Raw genomic sequence first — 20,746 nt, forward strand, 5'->3', positions numbered from 1 at the left:
TCGGGCGGGCTGCGGTGGGGTGAGGCACGTGGCCTCGGTGTGGTCAGACCACATGTGGTCCGACCACAGACTAACGCATCACGGCGCCCGCCGCTACGGGTTGCTACGGCTCAGGCGGTGCCTTCGTCGGGCTGCACCGCCGGGCGCACCACCTCGATGTCCTCGACCCGCCCCTTCGGCATGGCGAGGCCCGCGCCGATCGTGAGGATCGCGGCGATGGCGACGGAGAGGAACACCGCGCCTCCGGCCGCCTCCACCGTCCCGGGGTCGTGTTCGCCGCCTGCGGAGCCGGCAATGATCGCGTTGGCGATCGCGCCGAAGATCGCGACACCGACGGAGCTGCCGATCGAGCGGGCGAACAGGTTGGTGCCGGTGACGACGCCGCGTTCGTTCCACGGCACGCTCGACTGCGCGGCGATGAGCGTCGGGGTCGCGACGAGTCCCATTCCGAGTCCGATGATGAAACAGCTGATCGCGACGAAGGCGACATTCGGATGCGGCGATGTCAGCACGAGGCTGATCGCGCCGATGATCGCGATACCCATACCGACGAGGGCGGTGTTGCGGAAGCCGATACGCAGGTAGAAGCGGCCGGAGAGGGCCGCACTGATCGGCCATCCGATCGTGAGTGCCGCGACGGCAAGGCCCGCGACGACCGGCACCGCGCCGATCGACCCCTCGAGGTAGGTGGGCACGTACGAGGTCAGCCCGATGAGCATGGCACCGACGCCGAGCGAGATCAGGGTCGTGGTCACCAGGAGCCGCCGCGAGAAGATCCAGAGGGGCAGGATGGGCTCGGCCGCGCGCCGTTCGACGAGCACGAAGGCGACGAGCAGGATGGCGCTGAGCACGAATGCGCCGATGCTCTGCACCGAGTCCCAGGCCCACGCCTGGCCGCCCTCGAGCACGGCGAGGATGAGGAGGCTCATCCCGGCTGTGAGCAGCACGGCCCCCGCATAGTCGATGCGGTGGCGGCGGGGCTCGATGCTTTCATGGAAGTTGCGGATGAGCATCCACCCCGCGACGATGCACAACGGCACATTGACGAAGAAGATCCAGCGCCAGGAGGTGAACTGCGAGAAGATGCCGCCCAGCGTGGGGCCGACGACCGACGAGATCGCCCAGACGCTCGCGAGGTACCCCTGCACCTTCGCGCGCTCGGCGACGGTGTAGATGTCGCCGGCGATGGTGACCGCCATCGGCTGCACCGCGCCCGCGCCGAGGCCCTGAACGACGCGGAAGGCGATGAGGGCCGGCATGCTCCAGGCGAACCCGCAGAGGATCGAGCCGAGCAGGAAGAGCGAGATGCCGATCAGGACGATCGGTTTGCGGCCGACTGTGTCGGCGAGTTTCGCGTAGACGGGCACGGAGGCCGCCTGGGCGAGGAGGTAGACCGAGAAGAGCCACGGGAATTGGGAGAACCCGCCGAGGTCGGCGACGATCGACGGGACCGCGGTCGCGAGGATCGTCGCATCGATGGCGACGAGGCCCGTCGTGAGCATGAGGGCGATGAGCACCGGCCCGCGCTCCGAACGGAACCCGACCCCTTCGCGTACGGCGGTGGACATGGGCCTCCTGGGGGCTTGCCGGCGGATCGGACTCTCAGAACAACGTACGCGTTCCTGTTGCATTCCCGTGAGCCGGGCATGCATAATGTGAAACATGTCTTTCACATCTCCCGAAGACAGCGGGCGCCCCGAAGTACGCCGCGAGGTCACGGATGTGCGCGCACTCCGTGCCCTCGCGCATCCGCTGCGCCTCGCGCTCCTCAACCACCTGATGTCGTTCGGTGCCCAGACGGCGAGCCAGTGTGCGGAGGTCGTGGGCTCGACCGCATCCAACTGCAGCTACCACCTCCGCTCGCTCGCACGCTTCGGACTGGTCGAGTCGGTGGAGCCGGTGGATGGTCGCGAGCACCCGTGGCGCAGCACGGCGACAGGGCTGCAGTTCGGGGCCAGCGCTGCGCAGGGGGGAGACGCAGCGACCGCGCTCGGCATCGACTCCGCGGAACGCCTGCTCGTCGACCGGCAGATCGACGACGAGGCGAACCTCGCGCACCGGGCAGTCGCGCAACGTGACGAGATCCCTGCCGCGTGGCGCGACGCGACCATGCTTTCCGGGTATTCGCTGCGCCTGACCCCGGATGAGCTCAAGGCGCTCGGCGAGAAGCTCGACGCGCTCATCCGCCCCTACATCGGCCTGACCCGCGCCGACGCCCCCGCCGACAGCGATGTCGTTGCGCTGACCCTGAACGCTTTCCTGCATCCGGATGCGCTGCGCACCGCGGCCGCACACCTCACCAACCCGACCCCGAAAGACGGCGAGCGATGACCGACACCCTCCCCGCAGCCAAGCGGCAGCGCTCACCGCTCCGGCAGCGGAACTTCGCCCTCGTGTGGTCGAGCAGCTTCGTCTCCGACGCCGGCGACTGGCTGCTGATGATCGCGCTGCCGCTCTTCGCTTTCGCCGTGACCGGTTCGGCGCTCGGCGCGTCCACGGTCTTCCTCGCAGAACTGCTGCCGGCTCTCGTGCTCGGCAGCTTCCTCGGTGTGCTCGTCGACCGCTGGGACCACCGACGCACGATGATCGTCGTCAACCTGCTGCAGGGACTGTTCCTGCTGCCCCTCCTCTTCGCGTCGGCCGAGCACATCTGGATCGTCTACATCGTCGCAGCGGTCGAAGCGTGCCTGGCGGCGCTCTTCAACCCGGCACGGCAGGCGCTCGTCCCGCGCCTGGTCGAACCCGACCAGCTCGGCACGGGCAACTCCCTGATGGCGGTGAGCGAGAATCTCGCCCGCCTGATCGGCTCCCCGCTCGGCGGTCTCGCCTTCGCGACGGTCGGGTTGCCCGGGGTGGTCATGGTGGATGCGGCCACCTACGTCGTCAGCGCGATACTCGTCGCTGCGAGCCGGCCGATTCCCGCACCCGCTGAGGCCGCGGACGGGCCGCTGCCGCGCATCCACTTCCTCCACCAGTGGGTGGACGGCCTGTCCACGATCCGGCGCACCCGGCCGCTCGGCACGATCGCCGTCCTCACCTTGCTCGGCCAGTTCGCCCAGGGCATCTTCCTCGTGCTGTTCATCGTGTACGTGGTCCAGCAGCTCGACGCGGGCGACACGGCCGTCGGCCTGCTCCGTGGTGTGCAGGCGATCGGGGGAGTCGCGGGCGGCCTGCTGGTCGGCGTGCTCATCCGCCGGGTCTCACCGCGGGCGCTGGTCGGCTGGGGGTTCGTGCTCTTCGGTGCGATCTCCATGCTCACCTGGAACCTCTACTCGGTGACGACAGCGATCGGCGTGTACGTGGCGCTGTTCATCGTGGTCGGCATCCCGGCCGTGGCGACCACAGCAGGCGAGATCACGATCGTTCAGAAGGTGACGCCACCGGATGCGCTTGGCCGGGTCATCGCCAGCGTGCAGACTCTCGGCGGCGCTGCACAGGGCCTCGGACTGCTCGCAGCCGGGCTGCTCGTTCAGCATGTGGACGTGGTGACCATCCTGAACGGCCAGGCGACCGTGTACATCCTCTGCGGACTGATCGGACTGGCCTTCCTCGGGCGCAGGTCGGCGCCGGGCGCCGATCCTGCGACGCCCGCAGGGCCGCCGAGCGCCCAGTAGCGCGAAACTCGGCCTGATTGCCGGGGAAATCCGCCACCGGGCACGTATGGTGGCCGTGTGTGGCGACTCGACAGAAGACATGAGGAGGACGACGTGACGTCGGATTCCCGGACCGACGACGCCCTCAACCCCCGGAACTCCACCGAGCCTCACAAGCTGAGCCTGGGAGACCCCAACGTGGTCGCGGGCAACATCGCCGAGCCGGTGTGGCGACGCTGGCGCGAAGAGCTCGAGAACGTCGGGGGCCGGTCACCCCTGCTCCACTTCGACGACAACGCACGAACGCGGATCGAGCTGAGTTCGACCCATCCCGGCGGCCTCCCTCAGTTCATCACCGGGCAGAGCACGCTCCTCTCCAGTCTCATCCGCGACGAACTGGCCCTGCGCAACGCCCGCCTCGCGGCGAACGCGATCACGTCGAAAGGCATCGAGCTGCGGTCGGTGCGCGGCATCGAATCCGTGCACCTGGCGATCGGTCTCGCCCAGTGGAGGCACGGCGGCGACGAGTTCATGGCGCCGATCCTGCTGCGTCCGCTCGCCATCCGCCGGTACGGGCGCGACTTCGAGCTGAAGCTGAAGGGCCAGCCGTTCCTCAACCCGGAACTCGCCCGTGCGCTCTCCGAGCAGTTCCAGATCACGCTCGACGCTCAGGCGTTCGTCGCCCTCGCGCTCACCAACGGCGTCTTCAAGCCCCAGCCGGTCATCGATCGGCTGCGGGGGCTCACCTCCCACCTCGCCTGGTTCAACGTCCAGCCCCGGCTCGTGGTGTCGTCCTTCGCGGATGTCGCCAGCGGCATGCGCGCGGACGCCGAGAACCTCGACAGCCCGGTGCTCGACGCGCTCGCAGGAAACCCATCCGCCCGCCGCACCATCGAAGAGGCGTACCGCCCCGCCGAGACGGTCGGGCAGGACGAGCGGCCGCCCGCGACGGACACGCTGCTGCTCGACGCCGACGAAGAGCAGGAGAACGTCGTCGCCCAGATCGGCGCAGGCAACTCGCTCGTCGTCAAGACGCTGCCGGGCACGGGCGGAACCCAGACGATCGTGAACGCCATCGGTGTTCTCGTCGCTCAGCACAAGCGGGTGCTCGTGGTCAGCCCGCGGCGTTCCAGCCTCGACGACATCGCCCACCGGCTGAGCCAGGTCGGGCTCGCCGGCCTCGCCGTGACGCCACGCACGCTGCGCCGCGACGTCATCCAGTCGATCGGGCGCAACGAGAAGGCGACGCAACCGCGGGTCACCGAGGTCGATGATGCGCTCGTCCGCCTCCGCAAGGTGCTGCTCGACTACCGCCACGCGCTGGTGCGGCGCGATCCGGCACTCGGCGTCTCGGTGCTCGACGCCATCCACGAACTCTCGCGCCTCGCGCTCCTGCCCACCCCGCCGTCGACGACGGCACGACTCGACAGGCTGTCGATCGAACTGCTCGCGACCGACAGGTCGGATGCGGCCGATGCGCTCATCAAGGCCGCGCGTCTCGGCGAGTTCCGCTACGGCCCGAACGACTCGCCCTGGTACGGGGCCTCCTTCGCCACGACGGCCGAAGGCAATGCGGCGCACGAACTCGCGAAGAAGCTGAACCGTGCGGAGCTCCCGCGCCTGCTCGACCGCGCGAACACCCTGATCGGGCAGACGCGGATGCGCCCCTTCGAGTCGATCGCCGAACTGGGCGTCTACCTGCGACTCCTGCTCGACGTGCGCGAGACGCTCGACAAGTTCCAGCCGTCCGTCTACGACCGTTCGCTCGCCGAACTGATCGCCGCGACCTCGAACCGTCGTGACGCGCCGAACATGTCGGGCGCGAACCGGCGTCGCCTGCGCAAACTGGCGCTCGAATACGTCCGTCCCGGCGTTCACGTCACCGACCTGAACGAATGCCTGCGGCGCATCCAGCAGCAGCGCATCCTGTGGCAGCGTTTCGCGGCCGCGGGAGTGGTCCCCGAGGTTCCGGTGGGGATCGCGGATGTCATGGTCGCCTACCAGCGCGTCGCCGAAGATCTCGCCCGCCTCGACATCCCGCTGCGCCGGGTCGGAACGCCGTACTCGCTGGCGGTGCTCCCGATCGCCCAGCTGACCTCGCAGATGGCGGGGCTCGCGGCGGACTCCGAAGTGCTCGCCAACCTGCAGGAACGCACGGCGCTGCTCGCTTCGCTGCGCGACCGCAACCTGGACCCGCTGCTGGCCGACCTGTCGGAGCGTCATGTTCCCGAGAGCCAGGTGAGCGCCGAACTCGAGCTCGCCTGGTGGCAGTCGGTGCTCGAGACGCTGCTCGCGGGCGACCGCGCGCTCCTGAACGCCAACACCGGCGTGCTCGACCGGCTCGAGGCGGACTTCCGGCTGGTCGACGAGGCCCATGCGTCGGCGACCGGGCAACAGCTGGCGTGGATGCTCGCCGAGACCTGGAAGATCGGCGTCGTCGACTGGCCGGACGAGGCAGCAGCCCTGCGCCGGCTCCTCAAAGGCGAGCGCGCGACGGCCGAGACCCTCAACGCCGCGACCCTGAACTCCGTCGCGCCGCACCTGGCACGTGCCCTTGCCCCGGTATGGCTGGCGTCACCGTACGACGTGCCGGCGATCTCGACGGAACTCAGCTTCGACGCGGTCTTCATCGTCGATGCGGGCGCGTCGAGCCTGGCCGAGAACGTGGGTGTGGTGCGCCGTGCGCGCCAGGTCGTCGCATTCGGTGACCCGGTCACCCAGACGCCCTCGCCCTTCGAGATCGGGCTCCACGAGCTTCCGGATGAGCAGGCCGACCTCGACGTCGACCGGCTGCACGCCGACTCGGCTCTCGCCCAGCTGAGCGAACTGCTCCCTGTGTTCACGCTCACCCGGAGCTACCGGGCCGGCGGCGAAGACCTCGCAGACCTGGTCAACAGGCGCTTCTACGGCGGCAAGATCGACTCGCTGCCGTGGGCGGGAACCTTCCTCGGGCACGGCAGCCTCACCCTCAACTACGTCGAGGGCGGCCACGGCATGCCGGATGCCGACAGCGGCGCCGTCGAGAGCGTCGACGCCGAAGTGTCCAAAGTCGTCGACCTCGTGCTCGACCACGCCCTCAACCGTCCGCGTGAGTCGTTGATGGTCATCACGGCCAGCGCCCGTCATGCGGTGCGCGTGCACCAGGCGGTGCTGGCGGCGTTCGCGTCCCGCAGCGACCTGGCCGACTTCATCCTGAAAGACCGCGCTGAGCCGTTCACGGTCGTGACCCTCGAGCAGTCGGTCGCGCAGAGCCGCGACCGGGTGATCTTCTCGATCGGCTACGGCCGCACCCCGCACGGTCGTCTGCTCTCCAACTTCGGAGCGCTCGCGGAGCCGGGCGGCGAACGGCTGCTCGCGGTCGGCATGACGCGTGCCCGCCGTTCGATGGACATCGTCTCGTGCTTCGCGCCCGACGACATCGACGACTCGAGGATGCGGCACGGGATCGTCGCGCTCGCGCAGGTGCTGAGTGAAGCGGATGCGATCCAGTCCGCCGAATTCATGGTCGAGGAGAGCGAACCGATGCTCGTCGACCTGGCCAAGAGACTCGAGCGCCGTGGACTCACCGTGCGGCTCGGCTACCGCGGCAAGCTGGCGCTGGTCGCCTCGCACGCGGGGCGCGCGGTCGCGATCGAGACGGACGCGGTTGTCAACCAGGGGAGCCTGCGCGAGTCGCTGCGGCTGCGTCCGGAGGTGCTGCGCCGGCTCGGCTGGCATTACCTCCGGGTGCACAGCTTCGAGCTGTTCGCCGACCCGGACGCCGTGGCCGTGCGGATCGCCCGCCTGATCGGCGTGACGGATGCGAGCACCGAGACGGCGCCCATCCACATCCCCGTCGCCGTCTGAGGGCTGGTCCGCCCGGTCTGCCCGGTCTGTTGGGAGGGACGGCCGGGATCCGCGCCGCCAGCCCGCGCGGGTTCTAGCGGTCAGCGCGACTGACGTCTTTTGCCGAATCGCGGGCGGATGCTGGACCCGGGTGGCGCGGTTACGCTTGAAGGATGAGCCAGAAGCCGGTGCGACGCGGAGCGCGGCGCGCGCAGCTGCCTGCCGCGCCGGGCACCGACCCGACGCCGCAGAAGGTGCCGAAGCAGGCGGATGCGCCGGTTCGTGCCGGCGAGGACACCGACCGCGCCTGGGGCGACACCTCCGACTCGAACGACGAGCGCCTCAAGGGAGATGTCCCGCCGCACTGGTAGCGCCCGCGCGCGTTGCGCCGCGCGCGTTGCGCCCCCGTTGCGCCGCACCAGTTGCGCCGCACCTGTGCGGCACCCGTTGCGCCCGCGCGCGTTGCGCCGCACCGCACTCGTTGGCAGCGCGCGCACTCGTTGGCATCGACCGCACGCGTACGTACGGGTGCGGTCGAACATACGGAGTGCGCTGGGGCAGCGGGAAGCTGGGCTCAGGCGTCGGGGGTGTGCTTGCCGCCGGCGGGCGCCTGGTCGCGTGCGAGCAGGTCGCGGATCTCGGTGAGCAGGTCGAGCTCGGTTACGGGTGCCTCGGCATCCACGACGCCGGTCTCGCGGCGTTTCTGGGCGTGCTCCTTGGCGAGGTTGATCGGGTAGACGAACACGAAATACACGACGACCGCGACGATCAGGAATTGGATGACCGCACCCAGAACCAGCCCGAGCTGGACCTTGCCGTGCCCGATCTGAATGACGCCGAGGTTGTTCAGGCTGTCGGCCTGGAAGAAGGCGCCGATCAGCGGGTTGAAGATCCCGTTGACGACCGCATTGACGACACCGGTGAAGGCTGCGCCGATGACGACGGCGACAGCCAGGTCGATGACGTTGCCACGGAGGATGAACTCCCTGAACCCTTTGAGCATGAGAGCTCCTTCTCGTCGAATCAGGACGCGGAGGTGGTGCTTTTTGCCGGCGTGGAGGAAGTCGAGGTGGACGAAGAGGATGCCGCCGCAGGTGCGGGGGCGGATGCCGGCGTCGCAGCGGGCGCAGGCGACCCGGTTCCGGCATCCTTGGGCGCGCCGCCCGGGCGGGAGTCGGTGCGGTAGAAGCCCGACCCGTTGAACGTCACACCGACGGCGCTGAACACTTTGCGCAACGCGCCGCCGCAGTTCGGGCAGTCGGTGAGCGAGTCGTCGGTGAACGACTGCTGGATGTCGAAGGCGTGCCCGCAGGTCGGGCACTTATAGGAATAGGTGGGCACTTCAGCCTCGGCTTTCAGGGGTGTTGCTGGACGCCGTCGAACTCGCCGGCGGCACGCTCACGTGAATTGGACGATCCGTGTCGGGGTGACCGCGCCGTCGACCGGCTGGTCGTGTTTCTCGCGGGGAACCTCGTCGACGAGTTCGGCATCGAACAGTACGGCGTATACAGGGGGACATTTTTCCATGCTGCCGAGCGTTTTGTCGAAATAGCCCCGGCCCCAGCCCATGCGCATCCCGGTCTGGTCGACGGCCGCGGCGGGGACGACGATGAGGTCGACGTCGTTGATGGCGATCGGACCGAGCAGGCCGCCGACCGGTTCGGGCAGCCCATACAGGCCCTCGGTCTCGCTTTCGCCGTCGCCGGTCGTCCAGTCGAGCAGCCCGTCTTCGCGACTGATCGGGAGGAGAACGCGGATGCCCTGACGGTGCGCCCAGTTGAGGAACGGGCGGGTGTTCGGCTCGGCTGTCGTCGAGAGGTAGGCGGCGATCGACTGCGCGGAGAGGTCGGTGGCCAGATCGACGAGGTTGCGGGTGATCCCGGCGGTCGCCGCATCGCGTTCCGGACCGGTCAGATTGCGTCGTCGCTCGCGGAGTTCGGCACGCAGTGCGCGCTTGCGGTTGCCTGCATCCGAGTCCATGTACGTCATCCTAAATGCCGATAACCTGTCCAACATGGCAATCAAAGTGACCAAGGCAGTTATTCCTGCAGCGGGGCTCGGCACCAGATTCCTTCCTGCGACCAAGGCGATGCCGAAGGAGATGCTTCCCGTCGTCGACAAGCCGGCCATCCAGTACGTGGTCGAGGAGGCCGTCGAAGCGGGCCTCCACGACGTGCTGCTGGTGACGGGCCGGAACAAGAACGCGCTCGAGAACCATTTCGACCGCGCCACCGAACTCGAGGCCACCCTGAAGCAGAAGGGCGACATCGAGCGCCTGCAGAAGGTCATGTACTCCACCGATCTCGCCGACATGCACTATGTGCGCCAGGGTGACCCGAAGGGGCTCGGGCATGCTGTGCTGCGCGCCAAGATGCACGTCGGCCGCGAACCCTTCGCTGTGCTCCTCGGCGACGACATCATCGACAGCCGCGATGTTCTGCTGAAGCGGATGCTCGACGTGCAGGAGGCACGCAACGCGACGGTGATCGCGCTTCTCGAGGTCGACCCCGACCAGATCCACCTCTACGGTGCAGCGGCGGTCGAGGCGACAGACGAGGAAGACGTCGTACGCATCACCGGGCTGGTCGAGAAGCCGGACCGCGAGCACGCCCCGTCGAACTACGCGATCATCGGCCGTTACGTGCTGCGCCCCGAGGTCTTCGACGTGCTGGAGAAGACGGAGCCCGGCAAGGGCGGCGAGATCCAGCTGACGGATGCGCTGCAGAAGATGGCGCAGGCTCCGGAGTGGACCGGCGGCGTCTACGGCGTCGTCTTCCGGGGTCGCCGTTACGATACCGGCGACAGGCTCGACTACATCAAGGCGATCGTCCAGCTCGCCGTCGACCGGGAAGACCTGGGACCTGCGCTGCGGCCCTGGCTGCGGACCTTCGTCGACGGCCTGGACGACAACCCCAAGCCGGACGACATCGTCGAGGAGCTGCCCGTGCCGGTCGGCGACGGCGTGGACACCGGTCGCTGAGCGATCGGCCATAAAGAGAGGTCAGAGGTCCGTCAGTGTCGATCGTTGTTCCGACCCTGCGCGAGGGTTCGGTGGGGCTGCGGCCGATCCGCCTGCGCGACGCGCGCGCACTCGAGCGCTCGCTGCTCGACAACCGGAGCTGGCTGCGGCAGTGGGAGGCCACGAGCCCGTACGCCCCGATGGCGTTCGACACCAGGTCGAGCATCCGTTCGCTCCAGAACAACGCGCGCGCCGGCCACGGCCTGCCGTTCATCGTCGAGTACGACGGGGAGCTCGCCGGCCAGCTGAACGTCTCGTCGATCACGTACGGGTCGCTGTCGTCGGCGACGATCGGCTACTGGATCGCCGAGCAGTTCGCCGGCCGCAACATCACGCCGACGGCGGTCGCCCTGGCCACCGACTACTGCTTCTACCAGCTCGGCCTGCACCGCATGGAGATCTGCATCCGCCCGGAGAACGCGCCCAGCCTGCGCGTCGTCGAAAAGCTCGGGTTCCGCTACGAGGGGCTCCGCCGCCGGTACATCCACATCAACGGGGACTGGCGCGACCATTTCTGTTTCGGGCTGGTCTCGGAAGAACTGACGCAGGGCGTCCTCCGCCGGTGGCTCGACGGGCAGGCGCCGCAGGATGCCGCGACCGTTTCGGCGGAGGACCGCGCTGCGGCGGCCATCCCGCTTCCGGTCGCGCGCGATCGGTGACACACCCCACGGCATAGGACCAGAGACCGACCGTTCCCCCTACCGTAGGAACATGAGCGGGGACGTGCTTGGCGGTGGGGTCGTGGTCGCCCTTGCGGCTGCCTTGTGGCTGGCGTACCTGATCCCGGTCTGGCTGCGCCGGCGCGAGTATCTCGCGACCGAGCGCAACGCCGTGAGGCTGCAGCAGACGCTCCGGATCCTCGCTGAGACGTCGGAGCTTCCACAGGCCGTGCGCTATGAGGCCACGGCGCGGACGGTCGCGGAGCAGCAGCGCATCCTGCGCAAGGCCGAAGGCCGCGTCAAGGCGGATGCCCGCGCTGCGGCCGAAGCCGATGCGCGACGTGAACGAGCTGTCGCCGAGGCGCAGCGGGCTGCCGCCGAAGAGGCGGAAAGAGCGGCCCTGGCCGCGATCGACGTCGAACGGGCATCCCGGGCAGGCGTCGCCGCGTCCGCACGCGACCGGGATGCTGCGCCTCGCGCCGCCCGGTCCGTGATCGCGCCGAGCGCGCAACGCCGTCGCCGCCGCCTGCGCCGCGTACGGGCGACCACGTCGGCGATCCTCCTGGCCGGGCTTCTGGGGACGATCGGGGGTGTCGCGCTGCTCGCGACGGGTGGGACGTGGATGCTGCTCGCGGCATCCGCTGCTGTCGCCGTCGCCAGCTTCGGGATGCTCGGCCGCCTCGCCCGCGTCCGCCATCGCCCGCAGGCGGTCCGCCCTGTCGCCGTGGCGCCCGTCGCCGCTCAGCTCTACGACCACGCGGACGACGAGGTCGTGCCCGAGGCGCGTCCGACCTGGACTCCCCAGCCGCTCCCGAAGCCGCTCCATCTTTCGCGAGGCACGATCGCTGCAAGCGCGATGGCCTCCATCGATGCGGCGACGGAGCTGCGCCGCGCGGCCGCCCGTGCGGAGATCGAGGAGCGCGCGGCACGTCTCGCGTCCGAGGTCACGGCCCTCCGGCCGCCCGTCCCGGTGTCCGTTCCCGCAGCTGCCGCTGTGGGGCACGGGAGCGCGGGCCCCTCGTCGCCCGTGCCGGCCGACCCGCGTTTCGCCGCGATGGGACTCGTAGACGACGCCGCATTTTCGTCGATCGACCTCGACGCAGCGCTCCGTCGGCGCCGTGCCGTCGGTTAGTTTTCCTCAGTTCGATCTGGTGCCGGTCGGGGTGCTATCGTAGCTAAGCAGTTCCCGGGGCTATGGCGCAGTTGGTAGCGCGCTTCGTTCGCATCGAAGAGGTCAGGAGTTCGAATCTCCTTAGCTCCACCACGTGACACTGTCGTGTGTCCATCGCCGCGAGCAGTGCGGTTCAGGATCATCCACGATACGGACGCCTAGACTGGCCCAAGCAATCCCGAGGCCATCGAGTAGGTGCGGAGTACAGGTTTGAAAGCGCTGGTAGGCATCCTTCGCGAGCTGATGCCGCTGCTTCCCCGGTCGGGCAGGCGGTTCCTGAAACTGTATGCGGTGCTCCTGGGGCTCCTCGCACTGCTCGACGCTTTCTCCCTCGGTCTGCTCGCCGTCGTGATCTCACCGCTCGTCTCCGGTCACCCGCTGACCCTGCCGGGAATCGGCACGGTATCGACGACCGGCCTCATCTGGCTGCTGGTGATCATCTGCGCAGTCGTGGTCCTGAAGGGCGTCCTCGCTTCGGTGCTCCAGTTCTACGCGACACGACGATTCGCGTCCTATGAGCTGGAGATCGGCGACCGCCTGCTCGCGGGCTATCTTGCGGCGCCCTGGGTCGAGCGCCTGAAACGCAACTCGGCAGACGTGGTGCGCATCGCCGACTGGGGCATCGCCAACACCATCGCGGGTGTCCTGCTGCCGGCGGCGACCCTCGTCGGCGAAGCGATGACGTTCATCGTCGTGCTCGCGGTGCTGGTGATCGCGCAGCCCGCGATCGCCATCACAGCGCTGCTGTACCTCGGCCTCGTCGGTGTGGTGCTCTACTTCTGGGTGTCCCGCAACTCGCAGATCGCCGGCCGGGTCAACCGCGACTACTCGTTCACCGTGTCTCGTCTTCTCACCGAGATGATGGGCGCGCTCAAGGAGATCACACTCCGCAACAAGGCCGGCGAAGTCGCAGCGGTCGTGCACGCCAACCGGATCCGCACGTCGCGGGCGCGGGCGAACATCCAGTTCTTCGGCATCGTTCCGCGCTATGTGCTCGAGACGGCGCTGATCGGTGGGTTCGTGCTGGTCGGCGTCGTCGGCTATCTCACCACCGGCGGCATCGTCGGAGCGGTGACCGCGGTCTCCGTCTTCAGTCTCGCCGGGTTCCGCATGGTCCCGTCCATCACCCGGTTCCAGGCGATCGTCTCCGTGACAGCGGCGAACATTCCGCACGCCCGCAACGTGATCGATGACATCCACTCGATGGAGAAGCTGCAGCTCATCTCGCAGGAAGGGCTCGACTCCGGGACGCTCGCCGAGCATCCGTCGAACCTCGAGCTCCGGGACGTCGGGTTCCGTTACGCGCCGGAGGCGGCACCGGCCCTCCGTCACGTGAACCTGACCATTCCCTTCGGTTCCACGGTGGCGTTCGTCGGGTCGTCGGGTGCGGGCAAGTCGACCCTGGTCGACCTCATCCTCGGGCTCGTCGACCCCACCGAGGGCACGATCTCGATCGACGGGACTCCGCTGCGTCACATCGCGTCAGCCTGGCACTCCCGCGTCGGCTACGTCCCGCAGGACGTCTCGCTCTTCGACGCGACGGTCGGCCAGAACGTCGCGCTGACCTGGACGAACGACATCGACGAGGAGCGGGCCAGGCGCGCGCTGCAACAGGCGCAGCTGTGGGACATCATCGACGGCCGCGAGGGCGGCCTCAACGGGTCGATCGGCGAGCGCGGGCTCTCCCTGTCCGGTGGACAGCGCCAGCGCCTCGGTATCGCGCGGGCGCTCTACGTCGATCCGTACGTTCTGGTGATGGACGAGGCGACCAGCGCTCTCGACACCGCGACCGAGGCCGCAGTGGCGCAGGCGATCCGCGACCTGCACGGCAAGGTGACGGTCATCCTGGTCGCGCACCGGCTCTCGACGATCCGCCACGCGGACCAGATCTTCTTCATGTCCGGCGGCGAGGTCGCGGCGAGCGGGACGTTCGACGAGCTCATCCGCTCGGTTCCCGAATTCGCGGAGCAGGCCGCGCTCGCGGGGATGACGGGCTGAACCGCGTGAACGAACCCCTCGTCGACGCGGTCATCGCCATTCACGATCCGGGTCGCCCGATCGCGCGCGCCGTGCGATCCCTGACCGAATCGGGTCTCCCGGTCGGCGAAGGCGGCGTGCGGATCACGGTCGTGTGCCACAACCTGTCGGCTCAGCCCATCACCCAGGCGCTGGGGGAGGACCTCACCGCGCAGGTGCGGCTGGTGGAGCATCCGGACGGCATCCGCAGCCCGGCCGGACCGTTCAATGCCGGCATCGCCGCCGCAACGGGACGCTTCGTCTCGATCATGGGATCCGACGACTATCTCGAGCCGGGAGCGCTTCGCGCGTGGTGCGATGAAGCAGGTGACGCCGCCGACGCCGTAATCGCCCCCCAGGCGCACGCGAACGGGGCGAAGGTCAGGACGCCTCCGGTGCGACCGTTCCGTCGTGGAGACCGGGATGCGCTCAAGGATCGGCTCTTCTACCGGACCGCGCCCCTGGGGCTGATCCGCCGGGAGGCCGTCGAGCGGCTCGGGCTGACGCTGACCGAAGGGCTCGCCTCAGGCGAGGACCAGGGGTTCAGCGCACGCCTCTGGGTGGAAGGGCGCGGCATCCGCTATGCCGCTCGCGCGCCCCGCTACATCGTGGGCGCCGATGCCGAGGCCCGCGTGAGCATGACCTATCGGCCGATGCATCAGGACCTGGCGTTCGTCGATGGCCTGCTCGACGATCCGTGGTTCGCCGGTCTGCCCGGCCGCACCCGGAGTGCGCTGGCCGTCAAGATCGCACGCGTCCATCTGTTCTCGGCGGTGCTGGTGCGCATCGACGGCGGAGTGTGGGACGACGACGACCACGCGTACCTGGCCGAACTCGTGGAACGGATGCGGGCCCTGGCGCCGGGGTTCGAGCGCTCGCTCTCCATCGCCGACGTCCGCGTTCTCGACGCGCTCGTGGACCGAGCTGCCCGTGTCGAGCAGCTTGCGTCGCTCTCGCGAGCCCGCCGCCGGTTCGGTCGGCCGTCGACCCTGCTGACCCGGCACCCGGCAACACTGCTCAGCGTCGAGGCGCCTCTGCGGTTCATCGCCGCGTCCGCGCTGCTGTAGGCGGCAGCGCGGTGTAGGCGGCCGCGCGGGTCCGTGCCGGCTCGCGCTACGACGCTTCGCCAGGGGTTCCGAGGAGGGCGGCGATCGAGGTCTTCCAGGTCGCCTGCTGCGCCTCGGCCGAGAGGTCCTTCGCCGCGGCATCGGCCGCCTGCTTCCACGATGCGACCTTCTCCGGGGTCAGGGCGCGGATCACCGAACGAAGCGACTCCACCGTGAAGTCCGGGACGATCTCGCCGAGACCGTACTGCGTGAGGATCGCGACCATCTCCGGCGACGGCCCGATGATGAGGCCCAGTCGCGCCTGCACCGCTTCGAAGAACTTGTTCGGAAGCGCGTGCGCGAGGTTGAAGTTCGTCGGTGGCAGGAAGGTCATCGACACGTCGTATTCGGCCAGGGTGTCGACCAGCCGCGCGTACGGAACCGGGTCGCGGAACGTCAGGCCGGGCACACCTTCGCCCAGCGTCCTGAGTTCGGCGACATAGTCGGGCTCGTGTGGCATGACGATCATGTCGAGGGTCACATTCGGGGGAGCATCCTTCATCACCTCGATGAAGTTCTCGAGGCGCCGGTAGCGCTGGCCTGCGGCCGAATGGATGAGCCGGATGGGCGAATGCACCGGAGCCGGTTCGCGTTCGGAGTACGGGGCGGCATTCGTGACGACGCCGACCGTGACCCCGTAGTCGGCTTCATACTGGTCGGCGATGCCGCGCGCCACAGTCGTGATCGACGTCAGCCTCTTCAAGTAGGTACGGCACATCCACCGCATGAAGGGGGCGACGGTGAGCCGCCAGCGGAGGTCGTCGTCCTTCTCCTTCGGTGCGAACTCGTGGAGGTCGCCGTGAACGCCGCGACGAGGCTCGAGCGAGAGCGCCAGGGGGATCGCGTTGAGGTCGTTCGCGAGGATCCCGTCGAACGTGCGGCCGGCTAGTCGCGGCTTCGCCTCCGCCACAGCCTTGATGTTCCAGTACGCCTTTTCGTAGCGGCGCGTCGCGATGGCGACCCGGTCGTCGACCCAGGCTCGGGCCTCGCCAGGTATCTCGATGTGCTCGACGACGCCCTCCGGGGCATCCCCGAAACCGCACGTGGTGACGTCGTAGAGCGGTGCGAACAACTGGACCTGTTTCAGCACTCTCGGATCGGAGCGGATCGGAGAGAACGACAGGATCAGCAGGGAAGGGCGATTCGGCATGGAACGATCCTCCCATTCTTGGCGAACCGCTCGTGCGCGGCTACTTGAGCAGCCGCGACAGCACCCGGTCTGCCAGCGGCTTGCCGCCCGTCTGGCAGGTCGGGCAGTACTCGAGGGTCGAATCGTGGAAGATCACCTGCCGCACGGTGTCGCCGCAGACAGGGCAGGGCTGGCCCGCCTTCCCGTGCACCTGAAGCCCGGACTTCTTCTCGCGTTTCAGTTCGGAGGCGGCCAGGCCGTCGGCGCGCGCGATCGCCTCGCGGAGAGTGGACTGCATGGCGGCATAGAGCCTGGCGACGTCGTCGTCGCTCATCGCCGCCGGTTTGAACGGGGACATCTTCGCGGCGTGGAGGATCTCGTCGGAGTAGGCATTGCCGATCCCCGCGATCACCGCCTGGTTGCGCAGCACCCCCTTGATCTGCGCTCTGCCCGCCGAGGCCAGGATCGCGGCGAACTCCGCTTCGGTGAAGTCGTCGGCAAGCGGGTCCGGCCCGAGCCGGGCGACACCCGGCACCTCGGAGGGGTCGTGGACCACGTAGATGGCCAGGCTCTTCTTGGTTCCCGCCTCGGTGATATCGAGGCCCGAGCCGTCGTCGAGCACGAGTCGCGCAGCCAGCGGTCCCCTTCCGAGTCCTTTGAGCGGCGCGGGCGCGGCCTCGCGCCAGCGGATCCAGCCCGCACGGGCAAGGTGCATGACGACGTGCAGGTCGCCGACGGCGATGTCGAGGAACTTGCCGTGTCGCGTCACACCGGAGATCGTCTGGCCGGCGAGCGCCGACACGGGCGGATCGAACGTCTTGAGCACCGCAAACGAAACGATGTCGAAACGGTCGAGGGTGCGCCCTGACAGGCGTGCGGCGAGGTCGGCGGCAAGCGCGTTGACCTCGGGAAGCTCAGGCACCATCCCATTCTGCGCCATGCCGCCGACAGCGCGGCGGAACCGTCAGACTTCGACGGCGATCTCGTACACTTCCGCGGTCGGGTGGCCGGTGCGCTCGTGGATGCGCATCACCGACTCCTTGGTGGGGCCTTCGGAGAGACAGAACGCCTTGCCCGCCTCGGGGTCGAGCCAGGCCTTGATGAAGTGGACGCCTTCTTCGCCTTCGATGGCGAGGTCGGCCGCGTGGGCTTCGGCCAGTTCGTCGGCACTGACGCCGACGAAGCCGTCGTGAACATCCATGAATGTTGCCATGAGCGGATCCTTTCGTAGGTGGTGCTGCAGCCGGTCATCGGTGCACGATCAGTGTCGGGCGGCGCGCGTGCGCACACATCGGTCATCCGACCGATCATCGTCGGGCCGCGCGGAGTTACCATATGGCCATGCCCACTGAGGAAGTCTCAGCTGCGGAGCAGATCCGGATTTCGCCCGTACCCGTCGGGAGAGACGACCTGTTGGCGCTCGCGGAGCGGCGGTGGACGGCCGCCGCGGCCGGCGACGGACACCTGCTGCTGCTCGCGGGCGAGGCCGGGATCGGCAAGAGCAGGCTCCTCGACGACATCGCGAGCCGCACCGGCGGTGTCCGGACCCGCCTCGGCGCCGCCGCCTTCCGACGCGGCTCGGAGATCGTGGGAGGAGTCCTGCTCGAACTGGCGGCCGACCTCCGCCGAGCGCACCAGGCCGACGTCGCCGACCGGCTCCGCGGAGTGATCTTCGCGGGCGCGGAAGGCGGGGACAGCGCCCGCCGTCGCCGCGTCCTCGTGACCGACCTCGCCGACATCCTGGTCGAATTCCTCGAAACCAGCGGGCCGACGCTTCTCTCGCTCGAAGACCTGCACTGGGCGGACGAACTGAGCCTCGATGTGTTCGAACGGCTGGCCGTCCCCCTCAGGCAGACGCGGACACTGGTGCTGGCCACCTATCGGACGGAAGAACTCTTTCCCGGCACGCCGCTGCGTCAGTGGCGCGACAGGCTCGTCGGGCAACGCCTCGCCGAAGAGGCCCATGTCCGGCGCCTCGATCGCGCGCAGACGGGCGAACTCGCCGAAGCGATCACCGGAACCGTGCTCTCGTCGGTCTACCTCGATCAGCTCTATGCCCGCAGCGACGGCATTCCGCTCCACGTGGAGGAGCTGATCGCGGCAGGTGCGGTCAGCCGGGTGCCGGGGACGGTCGCGGAGGCGGTCATGCTCGGCCGGGGTGCACTCAGCCCCCACGCGCGTGCCCTGGTCGACGCGGCGGCCGTCATCGGACGGTCCTTCGACATCGACGTGCTCGCCGGGACCGTCGGCGAATCGGTCGACGAACTCGATTCCGGACTCACCGAGCTCCTCGACCGGCACGTCATCGTCTCGACCGGGGACGGAACGAATTTCGACTTCCGTCACGCCATGATCCGCGACACCATCTACGAGAGCATCCCGCCGAGCAGGCGCCGGCGGCTGCACGAGGCGGCCGGGGTCGCGGCGATCGTCGCGGAGTACTGTTACGCGGACGTCTCCGACCACTACGAGCGGGCGAACCTGCCCGACATCGCGTACGGGCACGCCCTGTTCGCGGCCGCGGACGCTGCGCGGGTATCCGCTCATCGGGAGGCGGCGACGCTGTACGAGCGCGCGCGCCGCACCGCGCCATCCGGGCTTCCGCCGTCCGAACGGGCCGACCTGCACGCCCGCCTCGCCGCGGAGCTGGCTGCCGTCGACGAGAACGAGGAGGCGGCCGAGCATTTCTCGAGGGCCATCCACCTGTTCCGCGTGGCCGGAGACGAAGTGGCTGCGGCGGCCATCGTTCCGCGATTGATGTCGGCGCGCCATCTCGTCGGGCATCCGATCGAGTCGCGGGTGCGCCTCGCCCTCGATGCGCTAGCACGGCTGAGCGACGCGGGCATCGACCAGGCGACCGTTCCTCCGCTGGTGCGCTACGAACTGTTCTCCGCGCTCGCCGCGGCCTACATGCTGGACAGGCGGCTCTACACCGCGATGGAATACGGGACGGCTGCAGCGGCGATCAGGCTCCCAGACGATCCTGACGATGTCGCGACCGTGGCCGCGCGGGTCAATCTCAACGCGACCCTCGGGGCCGTGATGGTGTTCGCGGGGCGGATGGAGGAAGGCTGGCGTCTCCTCGAGAGCGCCATCGTCAGCGGGCGCAAGGCGGGAGTCGAGGCGGAGACCGCGCGCGCCTTCCGGATGCTCGGGTCGTCGGCATCCGTGCTGGTCGAATACGACCGTGCCGAACGCTGGCTCGACGACGGGCTCGCGTACACCGAACGGACGGAGCGGTGGAACGATCACCACTACCTCGCCTCGCACCTCGCGCACGTGTGCTGGGCGCGCGGCGACTGGCAGCGAGCCGACCATGAGGCGAGAAAGGCGCTCGCCGACGGGCGCGGCGGCATCACCACGCGTGTGACGGCGCTGATCGTGCTCGGCTACCTGGCAGTGGGGCGAGGGGACGCCGCTGAGGCGCGCACGGTTCTCGACGAGGCGCGCTCGATCGGCGAGCACATGAACGAGCTCCAGCGGCTGTCCCCGGCGCTCTGGGGGCTGGCCGAACTCGCCCTTCTCGAGGATCGCGCACAGGATGCGGTCGAGCTCTGCGACCGGGCTCTCCGCGATTCGGAGCGCGTCGGCGACGCGGCCTACCTGTTCCCCTTCCTCGTCACCGGGGTGAGGGCGCACCTGGCCATGCACGCGGCGACGGCGGCGCGCGCCTGGACGGCACGCTGCTCGCAGCTGATCACCTCCAGGGGCATCCCGGGAACGCTGCCCGCGCTCGAACATGCTGACGGCCTCCTGGCATCGGGGGAGACGCACTGGGTGCAGGCGAGGGAGCACCTCGAGTCCGCGCTCTCCGGCTGGGAGGAGCGCCACCGGTTCTGGGAGTCCGCCCAGGCGTCGATCGATCTCGCCGCCGCCCTCAACCGGTCCCGCCGGGGCAGGGAGGCCGCGGAGGCGTCGGCGCACGCTCGCGCGCTGGCCCGGCAGGCGGGGGCGCAGACCCTCGAACGGCGAGCGGATGCACTGGGCGTCCGCACCGCGCCGGAATCGGGGATCGCGCCGCTGTCCGAGCGAGAATTCGAGGTCGCCGCTCTGATCGCCGCAGGAGCGACCAATAAAGAGATCGGTGCCACGCTCACGATCGCTCCCAAGACCGTCGGCGCCCACGTCGAGCACATCCTCGCGAAGCTCGATGCGTCGCGACGCTCCGAGATCGCAGCCTGGGTGGCCGAGCACCGGGTCGAGTCCCACTAGCGGCGCTGCACCTCCG

Annotated in this window: 17 protein-coding genes and 1 tRNA gene; 11 read left to right on the top strand and 7 right to left on the bottom strand. The window is 69.0% G+C overall.

Going from position 1 to position 20,746, the window contains the following annotated elements:
* Window positions 1-110: 110 nt before the first annotated feature.
* Complete coding sequence (locus G3T36_RS14530; RefSeq protein WP_163290532.1) at window positions 111-1,568, bottom strand: MDR family MFS transporter; 1,458 nt, start codon at window positions 1,566-1,568, stop codon at window positions 111-113.
* Window positions 1,569-1,662: 94 nt separating this feature from the next.
* Between G3T36_RS14530 and G3T36_RS14535 the strand changes: the two genes are divergently transcribed.
* The 4 genes from G3T36_RS14535 to G3T36_RS14550 all read left to right on the top strand — a co-directional run bounded on the left by G3T36_RS14535 (window position 1,663) and on the right by G3T36_RS14550 (window position 7,789).
* Window positions 1,663-2,331, top strand: coding sequence for an ArsR/SmtB family transcription factor (locus tag G3T36_RS14535; protein WP_163290533.1), 669 nt, complete (start codon window positions 1,663-1,665; stop codon window positions 2,329-2,331).
* Window positions 2,328-3,614 (top strand): MFS transporter, encoded by a 1,287-nt coding sequence (locus G3T36_RS14540; protein WP_163290534.1) that lies wholly within the window; start codon window positions 2,328-2,330, stop codon window positions 3,612-3,614. The genes G3T36_RS14535 and G3T36_RS14540 overlap by 4 nt, the downstream gene beginning before the upstream one ends.
* 57 nt (window positions 3,615-3,671) lie before the next feature.
* Window positions 3,672-7,439 (top strand): AAA family ATPase, encoded by a 3,768-nt coding sequence (locus G3T36_RS14545; protein WP_163290535.1) that lies wholly within the window; start codon window positions 3,672-3,674, stop codon window positions 7,437-7,439.
* Window positions 7,440-7,591: 152 nt separating this feature from the next.
* The gene (locus G3T36_RS14550) at window positions 7,592-7,789 is read left to right on the top strand and encodes a hypothetical protein (protein ID WP_163290536.1); all 198 of its coding nucleotides are present in this window, start codon (window positions 7,592-7,594) and stop codon (window positions 7,787-7,789) included.
* Window positions 7,790-7,992: 203 nt separating this feature from the next.
* On the opposite strand, the gene mscL is transcribed toward G3T36_RS14550, so the two are convergent.
* From mscL to G3T36_RS14565, 3 genes are read right to left on the bottom strand one after another with little or no spacing between them, the layout of a single operon-like run.
* A complete protein-coding gene (gene mscL, locus G3T36_RS14555; protein WP_163290537.1) occupies window positions 7,993-8,421 on the bottom strand; it encodes a large conductance mechanosensitive channel protein MscL in 429 nt (142 codons plus the stop codon).
* A 20-nt stretch (window positions 8,422-8,441) separates the two neighbouring features.
* Window positions 8,442-8,759, bottom strand: a complete 318-nt coding sequence (locus tag G3T36_RS14560; protein ID WP_163290538.1) for an FmdB family zinc ribbon protein — start codon at window positions 8,757-8,759, stop codon at window positions 8,442-8,444.
* Window positions 8,760-8,816: 57 nt separating this feature from the next.
* A complete protein-coding gene (locus G3T36_RS14565) occupies window positions 8,817-9,398 on the bottom strand; it encodes a 5-formyltetrahydrofolate cyclo-ligase (RefSeq protein WP_163290539.1) in 582 nt (193 codons plus the stop codon).
* Window positions 9,399-9,432: 34 nt separating this feature from the next.
* Here G3T36_RS14565 and galU point away from each other — a divergent pair, with 34 nt between their 5' ends.
* The 6 genes from galU to G3T36_RS14595 all read left to right on the top strand — a co-directional run bounded on the left by galU (window position 9,433) and on the right by G3T36_RS14595 (window position 15,350).
* Window positions 9,433-10,398, top strand: a complete 966-nt coding sequence (gene galU / locus G3T36_RS14570) for a UTP--glucose-1-phosphate uridylyltransferase GalU (protein ID WP_163290540.1) — start codon at window positions 9,433-9,435, stop codon at window positions 10,396-10,398.
* A gap of 35 nt (window positions 10,399-10,433) precedes the next feature.
* Window positions 10,434-11,096 (top strand): GNAT family N-acetyltransferase, encoded by a 663-nt coding sequence (locus G3T36_RS14575; RefSeq protein WP_163290541.1) that lies wholly within the window; start codon window positions 10,434-10,436, stop codon window positions 11,094-11,096.
* A gap of 52 nt (window positions 11,097-11,148) precedes the next feature.
* Window positions 11,149-12,228 carry a hypothetical protein gene (locus G3T36_RS14580; RefSeq protein WP_163290542.1) on the top strand — a complete coding sequence of 360 codons (1,080 nt, stop codon included), beginning with the start codon at window positions 11,149-11,151 and terminating at the stop codon, window positions 12,226-12,228.
* 56 nt (window positions 12,229-12,284) lie between these two features.
* Window positions 12,285-12,360, top strand: a tRNA-Ala gene (locus tag G3T36_RS14585).
* Window positions 12,361-12,477: 117 nt separating this feature from the next.
* Complete coding sequence (locus G3T36_RS14590) at window positions 12,478-14,265, top strand: ABC transporter ATP-binding protein (protein WP_240148552.1); 1,788 nt, start codon at window positions 12,478-12,480, stop codon at window positions 14,263-14,265.
* Window positions 14,266-14,270: 5 nt separating this feature from the next.
* Entirely contained in the window at window positions 14,271-15,350 is a 1,080-nt protein-coding gene (locus tag G3T36_RS14595) for a glycosyltransferase (protein WP_163290543.1), read from the top strand.
* 46 nt (window positions 15,351-15,396) lie between these two features.
* On the opposite strand, the gene G3T36_RS14600 is transcribed toward G3T36_RS14595, so the two are convergent.
* Genes G3T36_RS14600 through G3T36_RS14610 form a run of 3 tightly spaced genes read right to left on the bottom strand, consistent with a single transcriptional unit; the run spans window position 15,397 to window position 17,731 of the window.
* The gene (locus G3T36_RS14600; protein WP_163290544.1) at window positions 15,397-16,539 is read right to left on the bottom strand and encodes a glycosyltransferase family protein; all 1,143 of its coding nucleotides are present in this window, start codon (window positions 16,537-16,539) and stop codon (window positions 15,397-15,399) included.
* A 40-nt stretch (window positions 16,540-16,579) separates the two neighbouring features.
* Window positions 16,580-17,440: a DNA-formamidopyrimidine glycosylase family protein gene (locus G3T36_RS14605; protein ID WP_163290545.1), complete on the bottom strand. Its 861-nt coding sequence runs from the start codon at window positions 17,438-17,440 to the stop codon at window positions 16,580-16,582.
* 42 nt (window positions 17,441-17,482) lie between these two features.
* Complete coding sequence (locus G3T36_RS14610) at window positions 17,483-17,731, bottom strand: SCO4226 family nickel-binding protein (protein ID WP_163290546.1); 249 nt, start codon at window positions 17,729-17,731, stop codon at window positions 17,483-17,485.
* Between the two features lie 128 nt (window positions 17,732-17,859).
* Here G3T36_RS14610 and G3T36_RS14615 point away from each other — a divergent pair, with 128 nt between their 5' ends.
* The gene (locus tag G3T36_RS14615; RefSeq protein ID WP_163290547.1) at window positions 17,860-20,730 is read left to right on the top strand and encodes a helix-turn-helix transcriptional regulator; all 2,871 of its coding nucleotides are present in this window, start codon (window positions 17,860-17,862) and stop codon (window positions 20,728-20,730) included.
* Window positions 20,731-20,746: the final 16 nt, after the last annotated feature.

Source organism: Leifsonia tongyongensis (genome assembly GCF_010686705.1).
In the GTDB taxonomy this organism is placed as follows: domain Bacteria; phylum Actinomycetota; class Actinomycetes; order Actinomycetales; family Microbacteriaceae; genus Diaminobutyricibacter; species Diaminobutyricibacter tongyongensis.

Bases quoted from the DNA above. Each gene is read 5' to 3' on its own strand.
- G3T36_RS14610 (WP_163290546.1), bottom strand. From the start codon at position 17,731: ATGGCAACATTCATGGATGTTCACGACGGCTTCGTCGGCGTCAGTGCC.
- G3T36_RS14535 (WP_163290533.1), top strand. From the start codon at position 1,663: ATGTCTTTCACATCTCCCGAAGACAGCGGGCGCCCCGAAGTACGCCGC.
- G3T36_RS14550 (WP_163290536.1), top strand. From the start codon at position 7,592: ATGAGCCAGAAGCCGGTGCGACGCGGAGCGCGGCGCGCGCAGCTGCCT.
- galU (WP_163290540.1), top strand. From the start codon at position 9,433: ATGGCAATCAAAGTGACCAAGGCAGTTATTCCTGCAGCGGGGCTCGGC.
- G3T36_RS14615 (WP_163290547.1), top strand. From the start codon at position 17,860: ATGCCCACTGAGGAAGTCTCAGCTGCGGAGCAGATCCGGATTTCGCCC.
- G3T36_RS14530 (WP_163290532.1), bottom strand. From the start codon at position 1,568: ATGTCCACCGCCGTACGCGAAGGGGTCGGGTTCCGTTCGGAGCGCGGG.
- G3T36_RS14540 (WP_163290534.1), top strand. From the start codon at position 2,328: ATGACCGACACCCTCCCCGCAGCCAAGCGGCAGCGCTCACCGCTCCGG.
- mscL (WP_163290537.1), bottom strand. From the start codon at position 8,421: ATGCTCAAAGGGTTCAGGGAGTTCATCCTCCGTGGCAACGTCATCGAC.
- G3T36_RS14580 (WP_163290542.1), top strand. From the start codon at position 11,149: ATGAGCGGGGACGTGCTTGGCGGTGGGGTCGTGGTCGCCCTTGCGGCT.
- G3T36_RS14565 (WP_163290539.1), bottom strand. From the start codon at position 9,398: ATGGACTCGGATGCAGGCAACCGCAAGCGCGCACTGCGTGCCGAACTC.
- G3T36_RS14600 (WP_163290544.1), bottom strand. From the start codon at position 16,539: ATGCCGAATCGCCCTTCCCTGCTGATCCTGTCGTTCTCTCCGATCCGC.